The sequence below is a fragment of the Pontibacillus sp. ALD_SL1 genome (genome assembly GCF_017355605.1).
The window spans coordinates 2,521,803-2,536,574 of the sequence record NZ_CP062974.1; the positions used below are offsets into that span (position 1 = coordinate 2,521,803).

The window sequence follows — 14,772 nt, forward strand, 5'->3', positions numbered from 1 at the left end:
TTGAAAAGGAATTAATTCTGTTTTCCGCCTAACACTTCTTCTGCAATGTTTACAGCGTGATCACCAATACGTTCTAGGTTACTAATAATATCAACAAATACAATACCAGCAGGTCCTGTACAAACACCTTCATTCATACGAAGGATATGCTTCTTACGATAAGATCGTTCATATTGGTCAATCTGGTTTTCTTTTTGAACAACGGCAAGTGCTTCTTCACGATCCATTGTTTCCAATGCTTTCATAGCTTGTTTTACAGTAATTAGAGTTAGGTTAATCATATCATTCAAGTCTTCTTGAGCTTGTTCTGTAAGGTGCACTTTATTAGAGATCTTATAGTCAACAAGTTCAATAAGGTTCTCGAAGTGATCTCCAATACGTTCAATATCTCGCACGGAATCTATAAGGGCAGAGTGTTTATGGCTTTCTAATTCAGTTAATGAATAGCTTGATAAGCTTACCAAGTACTCTGTAATATTTCGGTCAAGATTATTGATTCCTTCTTCATACTGCATAGCTTTGTTAGCATGCTTCGGACTATGATTATTCAAGTACTGACTCGTTTCCTCCAGTCCTTTATAGGCAAATTCTCCCATTCGCATAACTTCTGACTTTGCTTGGTCTAATGCAAGGGATGGAGATTGCTCAACGAAGATTGGATCAAGATGCTTAGGCTTTTGATCTATCTCAACATCATCTCCAGGAATTAATTTCGTTACAATCAAAGCCAATAAGGCAATGAATGGGAACTGAATCGCAGTGTTTGTAAAGTTAAAGATTCCATGAGCAAACGCGATAGTCATTGGTTCATTCAAGTCCAATTTATCTTGGAGATATGATATGAATGGAATATATAAATTAATAATTAATAAGAAAATTGTGGTTCCAACTACATTAAAGATTACGTGCGTAAATGCTGCGCGCTTAGCAGCAACGCTTGTACCAATTGCAGCTAGAACAGCTGTAATCGTTGTACCAATATTGTCCCCGAAAAGGACTGGTAAAGCTGCGCCTAATTCAATAGCGTCTTGTTCAAATAAGCTTTGAAGAACGCCAATCGTTGCACTTGAACTTTGCACAATTACCGTGAATAAAGTACCAATGACAACGCCAAGGATAGGTTGATCACTCATACTTACGGTTAAATCCTGAAAAGCTTCCAAGCTGCGTAGTGGCTTCATACCTGTACTCATTAGTTTAAGTCCATAGAATAATGAACCAAAACCAAATACTGTTTGTCCTAAATAAGTGACTTTCTTGTTCTTAAAGAAGAATAAAAGTATAGCACCAACAGCTATAATCGGGAGTGCGTACTCTTTTATTTCTATACCGATTATAAATGCTGTAACTGTAGTACCGATGTTGGCACCCATTATAACACCTATAGCTTGCCTGAGCGTCATAAAGCCGGCGTTTACAAGACCAACAGTTAATACTGTAGTCCCTGAACTGGTTTGTAAGAGAATGGTTACAATGATACCAGCAAGAACACCCATAAATGGATTGGTTGTAAATCGGTCTAAAATTTCGCGCAACCGATCTCCTGCTGACTTTTGCAAGCCATCACCCATGTACTTCATTCCGAAAAGAAATATTCCAAGTCCTCCAACAAATTGAAATATTATCTCTTGAACATTTATACCTTCCACAAATATTGCTCCCCTCATCCAAGTTTTTTGTCTATTTGTGTAGTTTTTTAAAACCCTCAACCATTATTAATTAAAGGTAAACGTTTTGTAAAGGGAATTCACACTAATCAATCGAAAATTTACATTAGCTTAACATTCGAGTAAAAATACTGCTACTTTTTATGATTTTCTCTCCTTTTTCTATTGCTTAGTACAAAATAGGTTCGCTATGATAAAAGTGATAAACAAAGAGTAGGTGGTAGAAATATGAAATTATCAAAGCAATTTTTATATAGCCTTTATTCATTTAAACGAGTGTCAGCGTTTAGGATGTTAAAGGTCGGAAAGCCAATCGGTTATTTATTTTTCCTCACCCTTTTAACCATGATCCCTGTACTATTAGGAGTTCTATTGGGCACACGTTCCACCGCTTCTATTGGAGCCCTACCTTTACCAGTTGAGCTAATCATTTTGTATGTTATTAGTACAAGCATTAAATTTATTGACGTATCCATCCTCGCCTTTATCGGACTTGGCATCAACGCCTATCTAAAACGAAACATCCAATATAGACATACATGGGCGCTTTCCGCTTATGCCATTACCATTCCAACTTTATTATTAGCTATCGTAGAAAACGTTGGTTTCATAATAACTGGAGACTATGTCACATATATGGCCTTATCGACCATAATCCTTTACGCTATTTTACGGTACATCCCTAAACCTAAACATAGGTCTACATAAAAAGATCCGAAGTCTTAAGACTTCGGATCTTTTTAAATTGTTTTATTTTTGTTTTCTGCTATAGCACCAAGTTCTTGCGAAACAGAGACTAATTGATCTCTTACCTCGTTCGTCTCATTCATTTGAGCTTCTTGCATTTCAGCAGCATCAACCAATTGTTTCGCAGATAAAAGTGTTTCTTGTGTTGTTTGGTGAAAGTCCTTAAATACAGTTTCCATTTTAGGCAGCATCTTTTCTGCTTGTGTAACCTGCACCTTTGAATGATCTAATTTCAGGTTAAATGATTCAATGTAAGAAGAGATCTGATCAAAGGATTCTTTTGAGTGGTGAGCGTGATCTAAATGCTTAGTAAGTTGCTTGTACATCTCATGGAATTCAGAAGCCAAATAATGACTGATATTGAGTGTCTGATCCATCTTTTCATTGATCTCAAGAGCGGCTTCCTTTGAGTTGTCGGCAAGTTTCCGTACCTCACCTGCCACTACGGCAAAGCCTTTCCCTTCTTCACCTGCTCGTGCTGCTTCAATTGTAGCATTTAAGGCTAATAGCTTTGTACGTTCAGCGATTTCCTGAATCATTTTCCCGGCTTCTCCAATATTTACAGTATATGCTTCAAACTCATTAATTTTTGAAGTCATCTGCTTGAATCCTTCATGATACGTATCTAATGTATTCATAATTGAAGAAACGCCTCTGTCCCCTTCTTCAACTGACGTATTCATACCTTGCTGATCGTGATACATTTCATTGAAAGACTCTAAAAGGATGTGTAATGAGTTTTTTAGTTCTTCAAAGACGTGTGTCTGTTCTTCAAAAGCTCCTTCTGTGCCCTCAGTACCTTTAATCACCTTATGTAATTCTTCCTTCATATCAGACTGAGTTAGAGCTAATTGCTCAGAAGAAGCTGACAACTCATCATTCGTTCCCCCAAGAGAATAAACAGCCGTTTGGATGTTATCAAACATCTCACTAATCGTATGGATGAGTTCTTGATAACTTTTGGATAACGATCGTATCTCAGGAATACTAGAGTTCACAGTATCAGGTTGAGTAAACGTTCCTTCTCTTGCCTTACGCATAACATCTTGAAGGGTTAATAGTGGTTTAAACATCTTTTTCATAAAATAGATAACAAATATAAATACACCAATTAAACAAACAATCCCAGCCGTTAAAGAATACTTAGCTAATTGATGAACCGAATACATATAATCCGCTACAGGTACACCGATTAAGAAAATACCTTTAAGTTCCTGTACAGATCCATAGGCAAACATGTAGTCTTCACCTTTCCATGAGGCAACACGGGAACCATTTTCTTCTGCTCTAATTTCTTTAATTAGGGAATCATTGAACGGAGTTTGATTTGACTGTTCTAATGGTAATGAAACTACTCCACCTTTAGTAATTAGGTTTGTAGACGCCGAAAACCCATCTTGAACCAACTCAAATTGTTGAGATGATATATATACCTTCATGCGGTCTTTGAAGACCTGCTCTTCGCCTACTAAGGCAAACATCATATTCTCCGCATTTTCTCTTGTTACATCCACTTCACGTTCCAGGCGATCTCTTACTAATTCAAGCTGACTTTCTTTAGCTTTAGAATAAGACAGCCAACTAACCAATGATATAGAACCTAAGAAAAGTATACATATAACTAAGGATACCCTAGCTTGAAAAGAAAGAGACATCGAATGTGGCCGAGGAACTGCTTTAAGTCGCTTCTTAAGATTGTAAGGTCGTATTTTTTTGAATAGTGAATAAAGAGTAAATAATGGCACTCCTAACACCCCGTTAGAAAATATTTCTTATCCATCGAAGAGTATGCATGTTAAATATTAACGGAGTGTAAAAATGCACATAATTTAACGTAAATTTTATGTCTTTTTGACCAGGATTCTAGTCCCATCTACTTGTTCAACTACAATTTCTTTATCCTTCTCAATCCAATGTCCATTTGAAACAGCGCTATATTCCTGCTCACCAATTTTAATCGTCCCCACAGGCCTTAATTGTGTGAGGGTTATTCCTTTCTGACCACTTAAGGTCGCGTAACTTTCATTCATCGAATTGTAGCCCGCTTCTGAAGAGAGCTTGTCAACGAGCGTAATCTTTGTCCACAAATCCCTTTTTGGAAATACTCTTAAAAATAATAAAGAGCTGATTGCACCTATGAGCACACCACATACTCCATAAGCCCCTGTTACCCAGTCAGGTGCGCTCATACCGACTACGAGTAACATACTGATACTGCCTACCGTAGTAAGAGTACCATCATTGATGACCTTAGCATCCAAAATGATTAGAGCAAGACTAATGACATACACAATCATCATAATAACGAACATGCTTGGATCTAGGTGTGTAAGAAAGTAAAATGTGATAAAAGCAATGCCAACGACACCAAATATTCCTCTCATGTTGACTAACAATTCTCCAAATAAAAATAAAGTACCAAGTCCTGTTATAACTAAAGCAAGCCAGGCCGCATCTATTGCAATCACAGCCGTCCCCCCCTTTTTTTCTTCATATATATAATTATACGTTTGTTTTCATAATTTTGTTTCAAAAAGAATGGAATTTCATTTATTTGTAGAACTATTACTACAGGCCAAAAGGGAGTGAAGTAAATGAATCCAATCCTGAAAAGAATTCTTTTCATTGTTACAATGATTTTATTTTTTGTTAGTATTGGACATGACCTGACTACAGGCACTTTTCCTAAGGAACTTGTCTCCAAAGCCGAAGATCAGGAAGCACAAGAAAATCAAGAAGCAACGAAACGTTCAGACCCTAGTATTGAACAAGAACGTTTCCGCGTGATTGAACACCGTGTCAAAGCAGGAGACACAGTCTTATCCATTATGGAGAAGATCAACAAGGATGGTCCACCCGTTACGATTGAACAAATGCTCGCCGATTTTGAATCCATAAACGAAGGACAAGATCCCAACACCATTAAAATGAACCAGATCTACTTATTCCCTTATTACCACAAAAACGAAAAACATTAGAAATTTGAAGACTCGTGACTTCATATTTTTTTCTTTTGCCCTTATAATGAGTGTGGTATCTTTATAATCATGAAACATCGCATTTGTAAAAAGGAGCGATTATATGCCTATTACACACAGAAAAGATACGCGTCCTGTACGCGTAGGCGATCTTGTGATCGGTGGAAGCAATAAAGTTGTCATCCAGTCAATGACAACAACAAAGACGCATGATGTAGAAGCAACTGTTGCTGAAATCGAAAGACTAGAAGAAGCTGGTTGTCAGGTCGTCCGCGTTGCTTGCCCAGACGAGCGAGCTGCCGACGCTATTTCTGAGATAAAAAAACGAATTAACATTCCACTCGTAGTCGATATTCACTTTGACTATAAATTAGCACTGAAAGCAATTGAAGGTGGAGCTGACAAAATCCGCATTAACCCAGGTAATATCGGAAAACGTTGGAAAGTTGAAGCTGTTGTAAATGCAGCAAAAGCTAAAGGTGTACCGATTCGAATTGGCGTTAACGCAGGTTCACTTGAGAAGCGTATTCTACAGAAATATGGTTTCCCAACAGCTGAAGGTATGGTTGAAAGTGCTTTACACCATATCCAAATCTTAGAGGAATTAGACTTCCACGATATTATTGTATCGTTGAAAGCCTCTGATGTACGCTTAGCTATCGATGCTTACGAGAAAGCAGCTGAGCAGATCTCTTATCCACTACACCTGGGTATCACAGAATCTGGAACACAATTTGCCGGAACTGTAAAAAGTTCTGCCGGTCTTGGAGCTATTCTTAACAAAGGAATAGGAAGCACAATGCGTATCTCCTTAAGTGCAGATCCGGTTGAAGAAGTTAAAGTAGGTCGCGAATTATTAAAATCGTTCGCACTCGCTGATAACGCAGCTACTTTGATTTCTTGCCCAACTTGCGGTCGTATTGAAATTGACTTAATTTCAATTGCCAACGAAGTGGAAGAGTACATTTCAACTATTAAGGCACCTATTAAAGTCGCTGTACTTGGTTGTGCCGTTAACGGTCCGGGGGAAGCGCGCGAAGCTGATATCGGTATCGCTGGTGCTCGAGGAGAAGGATTGTTATTCCGACACGGAGAAATCATTCGAAAAGTACCTGAGGAAACCATGGTTGATGAACTTAAGAAAGAAGTCGATCGTATTGCTGAAGAGTACTTTGCCGAGAAGGCGAAGGAAGCTGCTGAAGCAGAAGCAAAATAATTCATTCAAAAAAGCTGGCCAATTGGCCAGCTTTTTTATTAAAATGGAGCAAATACAAGAGAAAGGACTACAGAAATAGCCCCAGCTACAATCGCAGTGTTCCCGAGCGTCTCTGCACCTCTGCGCCTTGCCATAAACCCAACAATAATCCCTGCTGCCCCTAGAATTACCGGCATGATAAAGAAAGAGACAACTGAAAGAACAACCGCCAACCATCCCATACCTGCATGGACATCATTATCCATATCAGATTCTTTTTCGTCGGATTTGATCGGTTCACGAACTGTTTTAGCATCAATGGCTGCTTCTTGAGCGAACTCCACGTCACCAGTTCCCGCGTAAACTCCACCCTCAGCTACCTCAACCTCATTATAAACTTCATCATAAGATTGACCATCATCAATCTTTTTCATCTCACTCTCTTTTTCATCCCCGTAGTGAGGTCCTTCTTCAACGTGTTCTTTATGATCATGGTTTTCTTCTTTTTGCTTATCTTCGTATTCCATATACATCCCTCGCTTTCTGTAGAGGTGCACACTTAGCTTGTGAGGAATGAGGAAGAACTATGATGGTACATTTTGCATTAAAAAAAGAGCCCTCTAAAGGACTCTTTCCATACAATTATGGTGCTACAGCAACCGCGTCATGCGTTTTTGCTTTTTGCTGTATTTCAACAGCATACCAACTTTCGGCATGACCATTCTCTTCTTTATATTTTTCTAGCCCTCCCATGCCACGATGGTAGGCGGTTAGAGCTTCATCCCAATTTCCATATTCATGGTGAAGGTAATCAAGATAAATAAGTGATAATTGCATAGCATAATAAGGGTCAAATAGAAGTTCTTTCTTATAAGGTAAATCCCCCATATCCGCAATCCATGGTGCTGTATTTGTCATAAACTGAGCCATACCATAAGCATGTCCATATTTAGTCTCTGGCCCTACAAGGGTCGGATCAAATGTGCCACCTGTTTCGACTTTTAGCAATTCATAAACAAGATAAGGATTGATATCATAGCGTTTTGATTCCCTTGCTAAATAGAGAGCCCAGGATTTATTAAATTCTCCTTCACTTTCTGTAACCATACGATCGGCAGTTTTTTCAAGTCCGGGCCACATGTCATATCCATTTTTCTCTTTAAATTCAGTAGGCATAGCGGTTAAGTATTGATTTTGGGATTCTAAATCTTTAACCTGCGCTTGCAGGTTTTTATTTTCTGTTTGTAGCTCTTTTGTCTGTTCTCCGTAAAAATACATAACAACTATAAAGAACAAAGTAATATATAAACAAACTAAAAGTAGCTGCACATAAGGTCTTGCACGATCCACAAAATCCCCTCCTCTTTAAATTTTTTCAATATAAGTGTTGAGTCGAAAGGACCTAAACTATATTAACGACAGTTATATTGAAATGCAATAAAAACACTTCAAATCCAAATACATCCATCTTTTTAACACATTTCCTAATTACAGCTCATAGGTTACTATGTAGAACTGCACAAATGAGGTGATGTTTTGAAAAAAGTGATCTCACAAGTAGTAAAACAGAAAATTAGAGACCTATCTGTTCATGATCTTTTAGAACAAAGCCGTCAATTCAATGTCCCCCTATCGAAAAGCCAAGCTACTGAGATTGTAGCCTTTTTAAAAAATTCAAATCTTAATCCTTTAGACGAAAAAGATCGCATGAGAGCACTGAAAAAATTAGCACAAATTACGGATCCTAAAACGGCTCAAAAAGTAAATAAAATCTTCCAGGAAATGATTAAAGAAAACGGACTTTCACACTGGTTTTAACGCCTTGTATAAAGGCGTTTTTCTTTTTGTTTTCTATTTGACCAACAGCCCTAAGTTATTTATAGTAGTATAAGTTGCAAATATTGTATTCTTATACGTTTAATAAGGAGCTGACAAAGCATGCTAAAGCTAGGATCCCACGTTTCCATGAGTGGAAAGAAAATGCTTCAAGGTGCAAGTGAAGAGGCTGCATCCTATGGCGCTAATACATTTATGGTGTATACTGGTGCCCCCCAAAACACAAAAAGAAAAGCCATTGAAGAATTAAATATAGACGCAGGCCTTGAACATATGAGCCAACATAACATCGATGAGCTAGTCGTTCACGCCGCTTATATTATCAACATAGGTAATACCGTTAAACCACACGTGTATGAGCTCGGCGTTGACTTCCTATCTAATGAGATTGAACGAGTAGAAGCCCTGCAAAAAGCTTCTCAAATCGTACTACACCCAGGATCTCACGTCAGCCAAGGTGAAGAAGTAGGACTCAATCAAATTATCACAGGCTTAAATGAAGTATTTGAGAATCATCCGAATACAACCTGTCAAATTGCACTTGAAACCATGGCTGGAAAAGGGAGCGAAATTGGTCGTAACTTTGAGCAAATCGCTAAAATTATCGATGGGGTTAAGCACAATGAACACTTGTCCGTATGTTTTGACACGTGCCATACACACGATGCTGGTTACGATATCGTCAACGATTTTGACGGTACTCTCAACCATTTCGATAAAACAATAGGGCTAGACCGTCTAAAAGTTCTTCACATTAATGACAGTAAAAATGAGCGCGGGGCAGGAAAAGACCGTCACGAGAATATTGGTTATGGACATATCGGCTTTGATGCCTTAAATTATATCGTTCATCATCCACAACTCTCTGATCGACCTAAAATCCTTGAAACACCTTATGTAGGTGAAGATAAAAAGAATAAGAAACCTCCTTATCAATATGAAATTGAAAGCTTACGCAATCAAACCTTTACAGATTGGCGATCTAAATTACTACAGTCATAATAAACAAAACCATTACTTTGCTATTTGCACAAAGTGATGGTTTTTATTTTCCCATGCTTTTATACTAACTATCCTTTATTATGCGACTTCAAACCTATTTCCCGATATTTTTTATAAATTACACTTTAGTGAACCGTTGCTTTTAAACCATAAATGAATTAGAAAATAACAGTAAAAGCACCAAATCGCTTTAGCAATTTGGTGCTTTTTTAGCATACATATGAAATTATTTTCTCTTATTTCGCTGCCTAGCTTGTTGTTTATTTAATTTCTTTTTAATCTGTTCTTGTTGATATTTCATTTTTTTCTTATAACCAGGCTTCACTTTTTTCGGTCGCTTTACGCGTGTCCACGCTTCTTTATCTGTATCATTCTCATCAATTTTACGCGTTGAACGCTGGTTTCGATCTTTAACAGGTACGAATTCACCTTTCTTAACATCATAACTATCAAACGTTAAGCCTGAGTTCTCAAGTTTCTTAATAAGAGGTTCATCCGTTTCTGTGTAAAGGTTGATCGCTGTCCCTTCTAGTCCAGCGCGGGCAGTACGACCTACACGGTGAATATAAAATTCTTCTTCTTTCGGTAGATCAGCATTGATCACGTGACTAACACCTTGTATATCGATACCACGAGCAGCAAGGTCCGTAGCAACTATATATTGATAGCGCAGGTTTTTAATATCTTTGACCACACGTTTTCTCTCACGCGGTGTTAAACCGCCGTGAATGACCCCAACTTCTAACCCTTTATCCATCAGCTCTCGCGCTAATTCATTGGCTCTTTCTTTCTTATTGGCAAATATAATAGCCAAATAAGGATGGATGAGCTTTGTAATACTCATAATCATATCTGCTTTGTCTCTATGACGAAGTGGTATGAGGCGATGCTCCATTTTCTCAGGAGAGGGCTTGTCTTCATCAGCTTGAATATAGGTTGGATTCTCCAAGTACTTCTTCAAGAATGGCTTTAGTTTTACAGGGATCGTCGCAGAAAAGACGAGTAGCTGTAAATCAGCTTGCATACGAACAAGCACTTGATCGACATCTTCAATAAAACCTAAATCAAACATTAGGTCAGTTTCATCAATAACAAAAGAAGAGGCTGTATACACATCAAGAGCTTCTTCTTGTACCATGTCAAGGATACGCCCTGGCGTACCGACTATAATTTGAGGCTGATCTTTTAATTTGTCTATTGTTTTCTGTTTATCAGTGCCACCAATTAGAAGCTTCGCCTTGAGAGCATCGCCATGTTCAGATAGCTGCACCATTTTACGAACTTCGTCATAAATTTGAGTCGCCAACTCCCTTGTAGGAGCGGTAATCACGGTTTGAACTTCTTTACGCGAAACATCTATTCCATTTAGTAAAGGGATAAGGTAAGAATGAGTTTTTCCTGACCCTGTATGTGATTGTCCAATTAAACTTTCTCCTCTTAAAACAGAAGGGATTACTTTCTTTTGAATCGGTGTAGGCTCATGGAAACCTAACTGATCCACCATATCAATCATCTCTTTAGTAAGAGCCATTGATTTAAATGTTTGAACTGTCATATTCGTACTCCTTTTCAATCGCTGTTGCTTTTTCATTATAGTAGAGTTCTCTCTATTATACCATCTTTACTCCTGCTACACTTAAGGATTTTTAAAGGGTTCTTTCTTAATGAATGGTCTAACTTTGTATTCTGCCCCATTTACCTTTATAATATGAGGGAGATATGATATTTTCGAACTCAAGAGGAGTAAGAGGGGGAACAAAGATGGAAGTCATTAAAATAGCTCCAAGAGGCTATTGTTACGGAGTAGTTGACGCTATGGTCATAGCTCGTAATGCCTCTAAGGATCCAAACTTACCTCGTCCTTTATATATTTTAGGTATGATTGTTCACAATCAGCACGTAACAGATGCATTTGAGAACGAAGGCGTTGTAACGTTAGATGGTAAAAATCGTTTAGATTTATTAGAAGATATTCACGAGGGAACTGTCATTTTCACCGCACATGGTGTATCACCTGAAGTGAAAAAGCGGGCCGAAGAAAAAGGGCTAACCGTCCTTGATGCTACATGCCCTGATGTGACACGAACGCATGACTTAATTCGTGAGATGGTAGCCGAAAATTATGAAATTGTTTATATAGGCAAACGAGGCCACCCAGAGCCTGAAGGTGCTGTCGGAGTTGCTCCAGATCATGTGCACCTCATTCAACATGAGGAGGATATTGAGAACCTCTCACTAACAAGTGAGAAAATACTTGTTACCAATCAGACAACCATGAGTCAATGGGACGTCTATGATATTATGGAAAAAGTAAAAGAAAAATATCCTCAAACCGAAATCCATCAGGAAATCTGTATGGCTACTCAGGTACGCCAGGAAGCAGTAGCAGAACAAGCAGGTGAGGCTGATCTTACTCTTGTAGTAGGTGATCCAAGAAGTAACAACTCTTGCCGCCTGCAACAAGTATCCGAAGAGAAAGCTGGAACCACCGCTTACCGAATAGCCGATGTCAGTGAAATCGAACTTGATTGGTTAGAAGGTGTTGAGACCGTTGCGATTACAGCAGGTGCTTCTACACCAACCCCGCTAGTTAAAGAAGTGATTCGATTTATCGAAAACTTCGATCCTTCAAATGAAGAAACATGGGATCGTACTTCAAAAGTGGAACAGCGTAAAATCCTCCCTAAAGTAAAAACGAAGAAAGCCTAACCAAAAAAAGGATGCCAATTGTGGCATCCTTTTTTAATCTTACAAGCCAAGACCTATTGATATTTGGTTCGTGTAGCTTGTATAGGCAATTACATGATTAAGTTCTACTATCTCTTTATCAGATAAACCTATATCTTTTAACGCTTCCACATCTTCCTTTTCCACCTGAACAGGCTTAGCTATTAATTTCTGTGCATATCGTAGCATCAGAGTTAATGGTTGTTCAAAATAACCTTCTTCAAAAGAAGAAAGCTTTGAAAGTATATCTTTATCCCCTGTCAGCTCAATCAACAACTGACTATGGCTTTCCTTACAAAATTCACAACCATTATGCATAGAAACAAAAGTGATAAGCGTTTCGCGTTGAACTTCTGTTAGAAACGTTTCTTTGACAGCTTGTTGAATAGGTGTAAACGCTTCTAATAGTGAAGGACTTTTCGCAATAAGTCTGTTGAATAAAGGCAGCGGTTGTTCTAAATGACTTAGTGCTTCCATTTGTTTAATCTCAGCTTGTTTAGCCGGTTTAATCCATGGCATATTACACATGCCTCCTTTTACATAAACTGAAATGGTTCTGTATGAGCTTCTGAAATCATTATGTCTGTTGAAATTTGTTTTTGTTCAAATTTCCCCTTAAGAAAATCATGAACAGCTTTCTTCATTACTTTCTCAACATGGTGGCCAGGATCAATAACATTTAACCCCATCCCTAGAGCATCATGTGCTACATGAAAATATAAATCACCTGTTACAAATACATCTGCTCCCTTTCGCTTAGCGGCAGAGATATATTTGTTCCCATCTCCTCCTAAGACTGCAACATTCTTCACCGTTTTCTTCTTATCCCCAACTAAACGTAACGCCGGTACATCAAAGACATCTTTTACCCGTTCTGCAAATGACTCAAGTGTCATAGGTTCATCCAGTTCTGCCATACGGCCGAGTCCTTTCTTTTCCCCTTGAAGCTCTAAAGGATATACATCGTAGGCAACCTCTTCGTAAGGATGGGCTTCTTCCATTGCTTTCAGAACTGTTTTCAATACTGATTGTGGCACGATTGTTTCCATGCGCACTTCATCAACTTTTTCTATCTCTCCTTGAGTACCTATGTAAGGATCAGTACCCTCTTCCGGTTTAAATGCCCCAATCCCAGGCGTTTGGAAAGTACAGTGACTGTAGTTACCGATATGCCCTGCTCCAGCGTTGCCAAGCGCTTCTCTTACTTTATCCTCATGAGTTTGTGGAACAAATACTACAACTTTATAAAGGCGTTCTCTTTGGGTTTCAATTAACACATCTTTAACATTTACTCCTAATGCTTCACACATGGCATCATTAACGCCTCCCCAAGCTACATCCAGGTTCGTATGAGCAGCGTAAACTGTAATATCATGTTTGATAAGTTTTTGAACAATCCGACCTTTTTCATTATCTGGACTCACTTGTTTTAAAGGTTTAAAGAGCAATGGATGGTGAGCTATGATTAAATCTACATTGTTCTCTATAGCTTCATCAACTACGCTCTCTAATACGTCTAGAGTTACCATGACCTTGTTCACTTTTTTATTCAATGTTCCTACATGAAGTCCAACGGGGTCTCCTTCAAAAGCTAACTGCTTAGGGCTCCACTCTTCGAACCATTTAATAATATCTTGACCAGTAGCTACTTTACTCATTTGTGATCTCCTCCTGTATCCAATTATATTGGGTTTCGAATTCTTTCACTTTATCAAGATCGGGTTGCTTCGCCTGTTTCATTTGGTTTAAGACAAACTGTAATTTGTCAGCTTCCCCTTGCCATTTAGAAATAAACGGATCCGACTGTTCTTTTCGCAAAAACGGACCGAAAAGAAGTTCTTTTTCGCGCTCTGCCCCGTAAGGCTTCCAAGGAGCATCACTACGATCTCCTATTAAGACTTCATAGATATGTCCATCTTCTTCAATAATCGTCTCTTCAATAAGCTCATATCCATTATGTAAGAACCATAAACGTACGACTTGAGCATCCAGATTGGGCTGGGCGATAATTCTTTGCACCTTCCCCAGTTTCTCTTTGCCTTCCTCTAAAATGGTCTTAATCAATTTTCCGCCCATTCCTGCGATTGTTACAAGTTCAACTTCATTCTCATTTAATACAGCAAGACCATTTCCTTTTCTGACCGTTACCTTATCTTTTAACTGTTGTTTGTTTATATGGGACTGAGCAGACTGAAATGGACCCTCATTCACCTCTCCGGCAATAGCTCGAGCATCAGGATCACGCTCACACACATATGCAGGCAAATAAGCATGGTCTGAACCAATATCTGCAAATGTAGCCCCTTTGTATATAAATGAGGCCACCGCTTTTAATCTTCTTGATAGTTCTGTTTGTTTCAATTATCTCACCACTTTACTGAAATCTATTAATAGTCTTACCACACCACGGATAAAAAGTACAAGACATTTTCTAGGTTAGCTTCTCTTCCTACAGAAAACTATCCCGTCAAGGTGTTCTATATAAGCTCCCATATATGGAACAATTGAAGATAAGATATTTTAGCCGGAAGGGACCGTTATGTTTGATGAGTGGTTGGGCTTGCTCGGGGACAACTCGCTTTCCTGCGGGGAGCTGGGAAGCCTCCTCGTTCGCTACGCT

15 protein-coding genes are annotated in these 14,772 nt (G+C 38.6%); 6 read left to right on the top strand and 9 right to left on the bottom strand.

All coding sequences use genetic code 11. The features are described from left to right. Window positions 1–11 precede the first annotated feature (11 nt). A complete protein-coding gene (locus tag IMZ31_RS12865; RefSeq protein WP_207527737.1) occupies window positions 12–1,667 on the bottom strand; it encodes a Na/Pi cotransporter family protein in 1,656 nt (551 codons plus the stop codon). Window positions 1,668–1,895: 228 nt separating this feature from the next. Between IMZ31_RS12865 and IMZ31_RS12870 the strand changes: the two genes are divergently transcribed. Then, entirely contained in the window at window positions 1,896–2,375 is a 480-nt protein-coding gene (locus IMZ31_RS12870; RefSeq protein WP_207527738.1) for a DUF1189 family protein, read from the top strand. A gap of 32 nt (window positions 2,376–2,407) precedes the next feature. Here the strand turns inward: IMZ31_RS12870 and IMZ31_RS12875 are convergent, their stop codons facing one another. Together IMZ31_RS12875 and IMZ31_RS12880 are read right to left on the bottom strand one after the other, a co-directional pair. Then, entirely contained in the window at window positions 2,408–4,003 is a 1,596-nt protein-coding gene (locus IMZ31_RS12875) for a methyl-accepting chemotaxis protein (protein ID WP_207527739.1), read from the bottom strand. 252 nt (window positions 4,004–4,255) lie between these two features. Beyond that, window positions 4,256–4,882 (bottom strand): NfeD family protein, encoded by a 627-nt coding sequence (locus tag IMZ31_RS12880; RefSeq protein ID WP_242705561.1) that lies wholly within the window; start codon window positions 4,880–4,882, stop codon window positions 4,256–4,258. Window positions 4,883–5,008: 126 nt separating this feature from the next. Here IMZ31_RS12880 and IMZ31_RS12885 point away from each other — a divergent pair, with 126 nt between their 5' ends. Together IMZ31_RS12885 and ispG are read left to right on the top strand one after the other, a co-directional pair. Continuing rightward, entirely contained in the window at window positions 5,009–5,392 is a 384-nt protein-coding gene (locus IMZ31_RS12885; RefSeq protein ID WP_207527740.1) for a hypothetical protein, read from the top strand. A 103-nt stretch (window positions 5,393–5,495) separates the two neighbouring features. Continuing rightward, the gene (gene ispG, locus IMZ31_RS12890; RefSeq protein WP_036785833.1) at window positions 5,496–6,608 is read left to right on the top strand and encodes a flavodoxin-dependent (E)-4-hydroxy-3-methylbut-2-enyl-diphosphate synthase; all 1,113 of its coding nucleotides are present in this window, start codon (window positions 5,496–5,498) and stop codon (window positions 6,606–6,608) included. Window positions 6,609–6,646: 38 nt separating this feature from the next. Here the strand turns inward: ispG and IMZ31_RS24475 are convergent, their stop codons facing one another. After that, a complete protein-coding gene (locus IMZ31_RS24475) occupies window positions 6,647–7,114 on the bottom strand; it encodes a DUF4190 domain-containing protein (RefSeq protein WP_242705562.1) in 468 nt (155 codons plus the stop codon). Window positions 7,115–7,229: 115 nt separating this feature from the next. Further along, complete coding sequence (locus IMZ31_RS12900; RefSeq protein WP_242705563.1) at window positions 7,230–7,937, bottom strand: transglycosylase SLT domain-containing protein; 708 nt, start codon at window positions 7,935–7,937, stop codon at window positions 7,230–7,232. A 195-nt stretch (window positions 7,938–8,132) separates the two neighbouring features. On the opposite strand from IMZ31_RS12900, the gene IMZ31_RS12905 reads away from it, so the two are divergent. Then, complete coding sequence (locus tag IMZ31_RS12905) at window positions 8,133–8,405, top strand: DUF2624 domain-containing protein (protein WP_242705719.1); 273 nt, start codon at window positions 8,133–8,135, stop codon at window positions 8,403–8,405. Between the two features lie 120 nt (window positions 8,406–8,525). Continuing rightward, on the top strand, window positions 8,526–9,425 hold the full coding sequence (locus IMZ31_RS12910; protein WP_207527742.1) for a deoxyribonuclease IV: 900 nt from the start codon (window positions 8,526–8,528) through the stop codon (window positions 9,423–9,425). Window positions 9,426–9,651: 226 nt separating this feature from the next. Here the strand turns inward: IMZ31_RS12910 and IMZ31_RS12915 are convergent, their stop codons facing one another. Further along, on the bottom strand, window positions 9,652–10,980 hold the full coding sequence (locus IMZ31_RS12915) for a DEAD/DEAH box helicase (protein ID WP_207527743.1): 1,329 nt from the start codon (window positions 10,978–10,980) through the stop codon (window positions 9,652–9,654). 206 nt (window positions 10,981–11,186) lie between these two features. Between IMZ31_RS12915 and IMZ31_RS12920 the strand changes: the two genes are divergently transcribed. Next, window positions 11,187–12,134 (top strand): 4-hydroxy-3-methylbut-2-enyl diphosphate reductase, encoded by a 948-nt coding sequence (locus IMZ31_RS12920; protein ID WP_207527744.1) that lies wholly within the window; start codon window positions 11,187–11,189, stop codon window positions 12,132–12,134. Window positions 12,135–12,173: 39 nt separating this feature from the next. Here IMZ31_RS12920 and IMZ31_RS12925 read toward each other — a convergent pair whose 3' ends face one another. The 3 genes from IMZ31_RS12925 to IMZ31_RS12935 are packed head-to-tail and all read right to left on the bottom strand — an operon-like array spanning window position 12,174 to window position 14,513. Next, complete coding sequence (locus IMZ31_RS12925; RefSeq protein ID WP_207527745.1) at window positions 12,174–12,671, bottom strand: peroxidase-related enzyme; 498 nt, start codon at window positions 12,669–12,671, stop codon at window positions 12,174–12,176. Between the two features lie 17 nt (window positions 12,672–12,688). After that, on the bottom strand, window positions 12,689–13,810 hold the full coding sequence (locus tag IMZ31_RS12930) for a Nif3-like dinuclear metal center hexameric protein (RefSeq protein WP_207527746.1): 1,122 nt from the start codon (window positions 13,808–13,810) through the stop codon (window positions 12,689–12,691). Beyond that, window positions 13,803–14,513: a tRNA (adenine(22)-N(1))-methyltransferase gene (locus IMZ31_RS12935; protein ID WP_207527747.1), complete on the bottom strand. Its 711-nt coding sequence runs from the start codon at window positions 14,511–14,513 to the stop codon at window positions 13,803–13,805. The genes IMZ31_RS12930 and IMZ31_RS12935 overlap by 8 nt, the downstream gene beginning before the upstream one ends. Window positions 14,514–14,772: the final 259 nt, after the last annotated feature.

What these genes read in the sequence shown, in the direction of transcription:
- IMZ31_RS12915 (WP_207527743.1), bottom strand. Translation starts at nt 10,980, where the DNA reads ATGACAGTTCAAACATTTAAATCAATGGCTCTTACTAAAGAGATGATT.
- IMZ31_RS12870 (WP_207527738.1), top strand. Translation starts at nt 1,896, where the DNA reads ATGAAATTATCAAAGCAATTTTTATATAGCCTTTATTCATTTAAACGA.
- IMZ31_RS12920 (WP_207527744.1), top strand. Translation starts at nt 11,187, where the DNA reads ATGGAAGTCATTAAAATAGCTCCAAGAGGCTATTGTTACGGAGTAGTT.
- IMZ31_RS12885 (WP_207527740.1), top strand. Translation starts at nt 5,009, where the DNA reads ATGAATCCAATCCTGAAAAGAATTCTTTTCATTGTTACAATGATTTTA.
- IMZ31_RS12930 (WP_207527746.1), bottom strand. Translation starts at nt 13,810, where the DNA reads ATGAGTAAAGTAGCTACTGGTCAAGATATTATTAAATGGTTCGAAGAG.
- ispG (WP_036785833.1), top strand. Translation starts at nt 5,496, where the DNA reads ATGCCTATTACACACAGAAAAGATACGCGTCCTGTACGCGTAGGCGAT.
- IMZ31_RS24475 (WP_242705562.1), bottom strand. Translation starts at nt 7,114, where the DNA reads ATGGAATACGAAGATAAGCAAAAAGAAGAAAACCATGATCATAAAGAA.
- IMZ31_RS12865 (WP_207527737.1), bottom strand. Translation starts at nt 1,667, where the DNA reads ATGAGGGGAGCAATATTTGTGGAAGGTATAAATGTTCAAGAGATAATA.
- IMZ31_RS12910 (WP_207527742.1), top strand. Translation starts at nt 8,526, where the DNA reads ATGCTAAAGCTAGGATCCCACGTTTCCATGAGTGGAAAGAAAATGCTT.
- IMZ31_RS12925 (WP_207527745.1), bottom strand. Translation starts at nt 12,671, where the DNA reads ATGCCATGGATTAAACCGGCTAAACAAGCTGAGATTAAACAAATGGAA.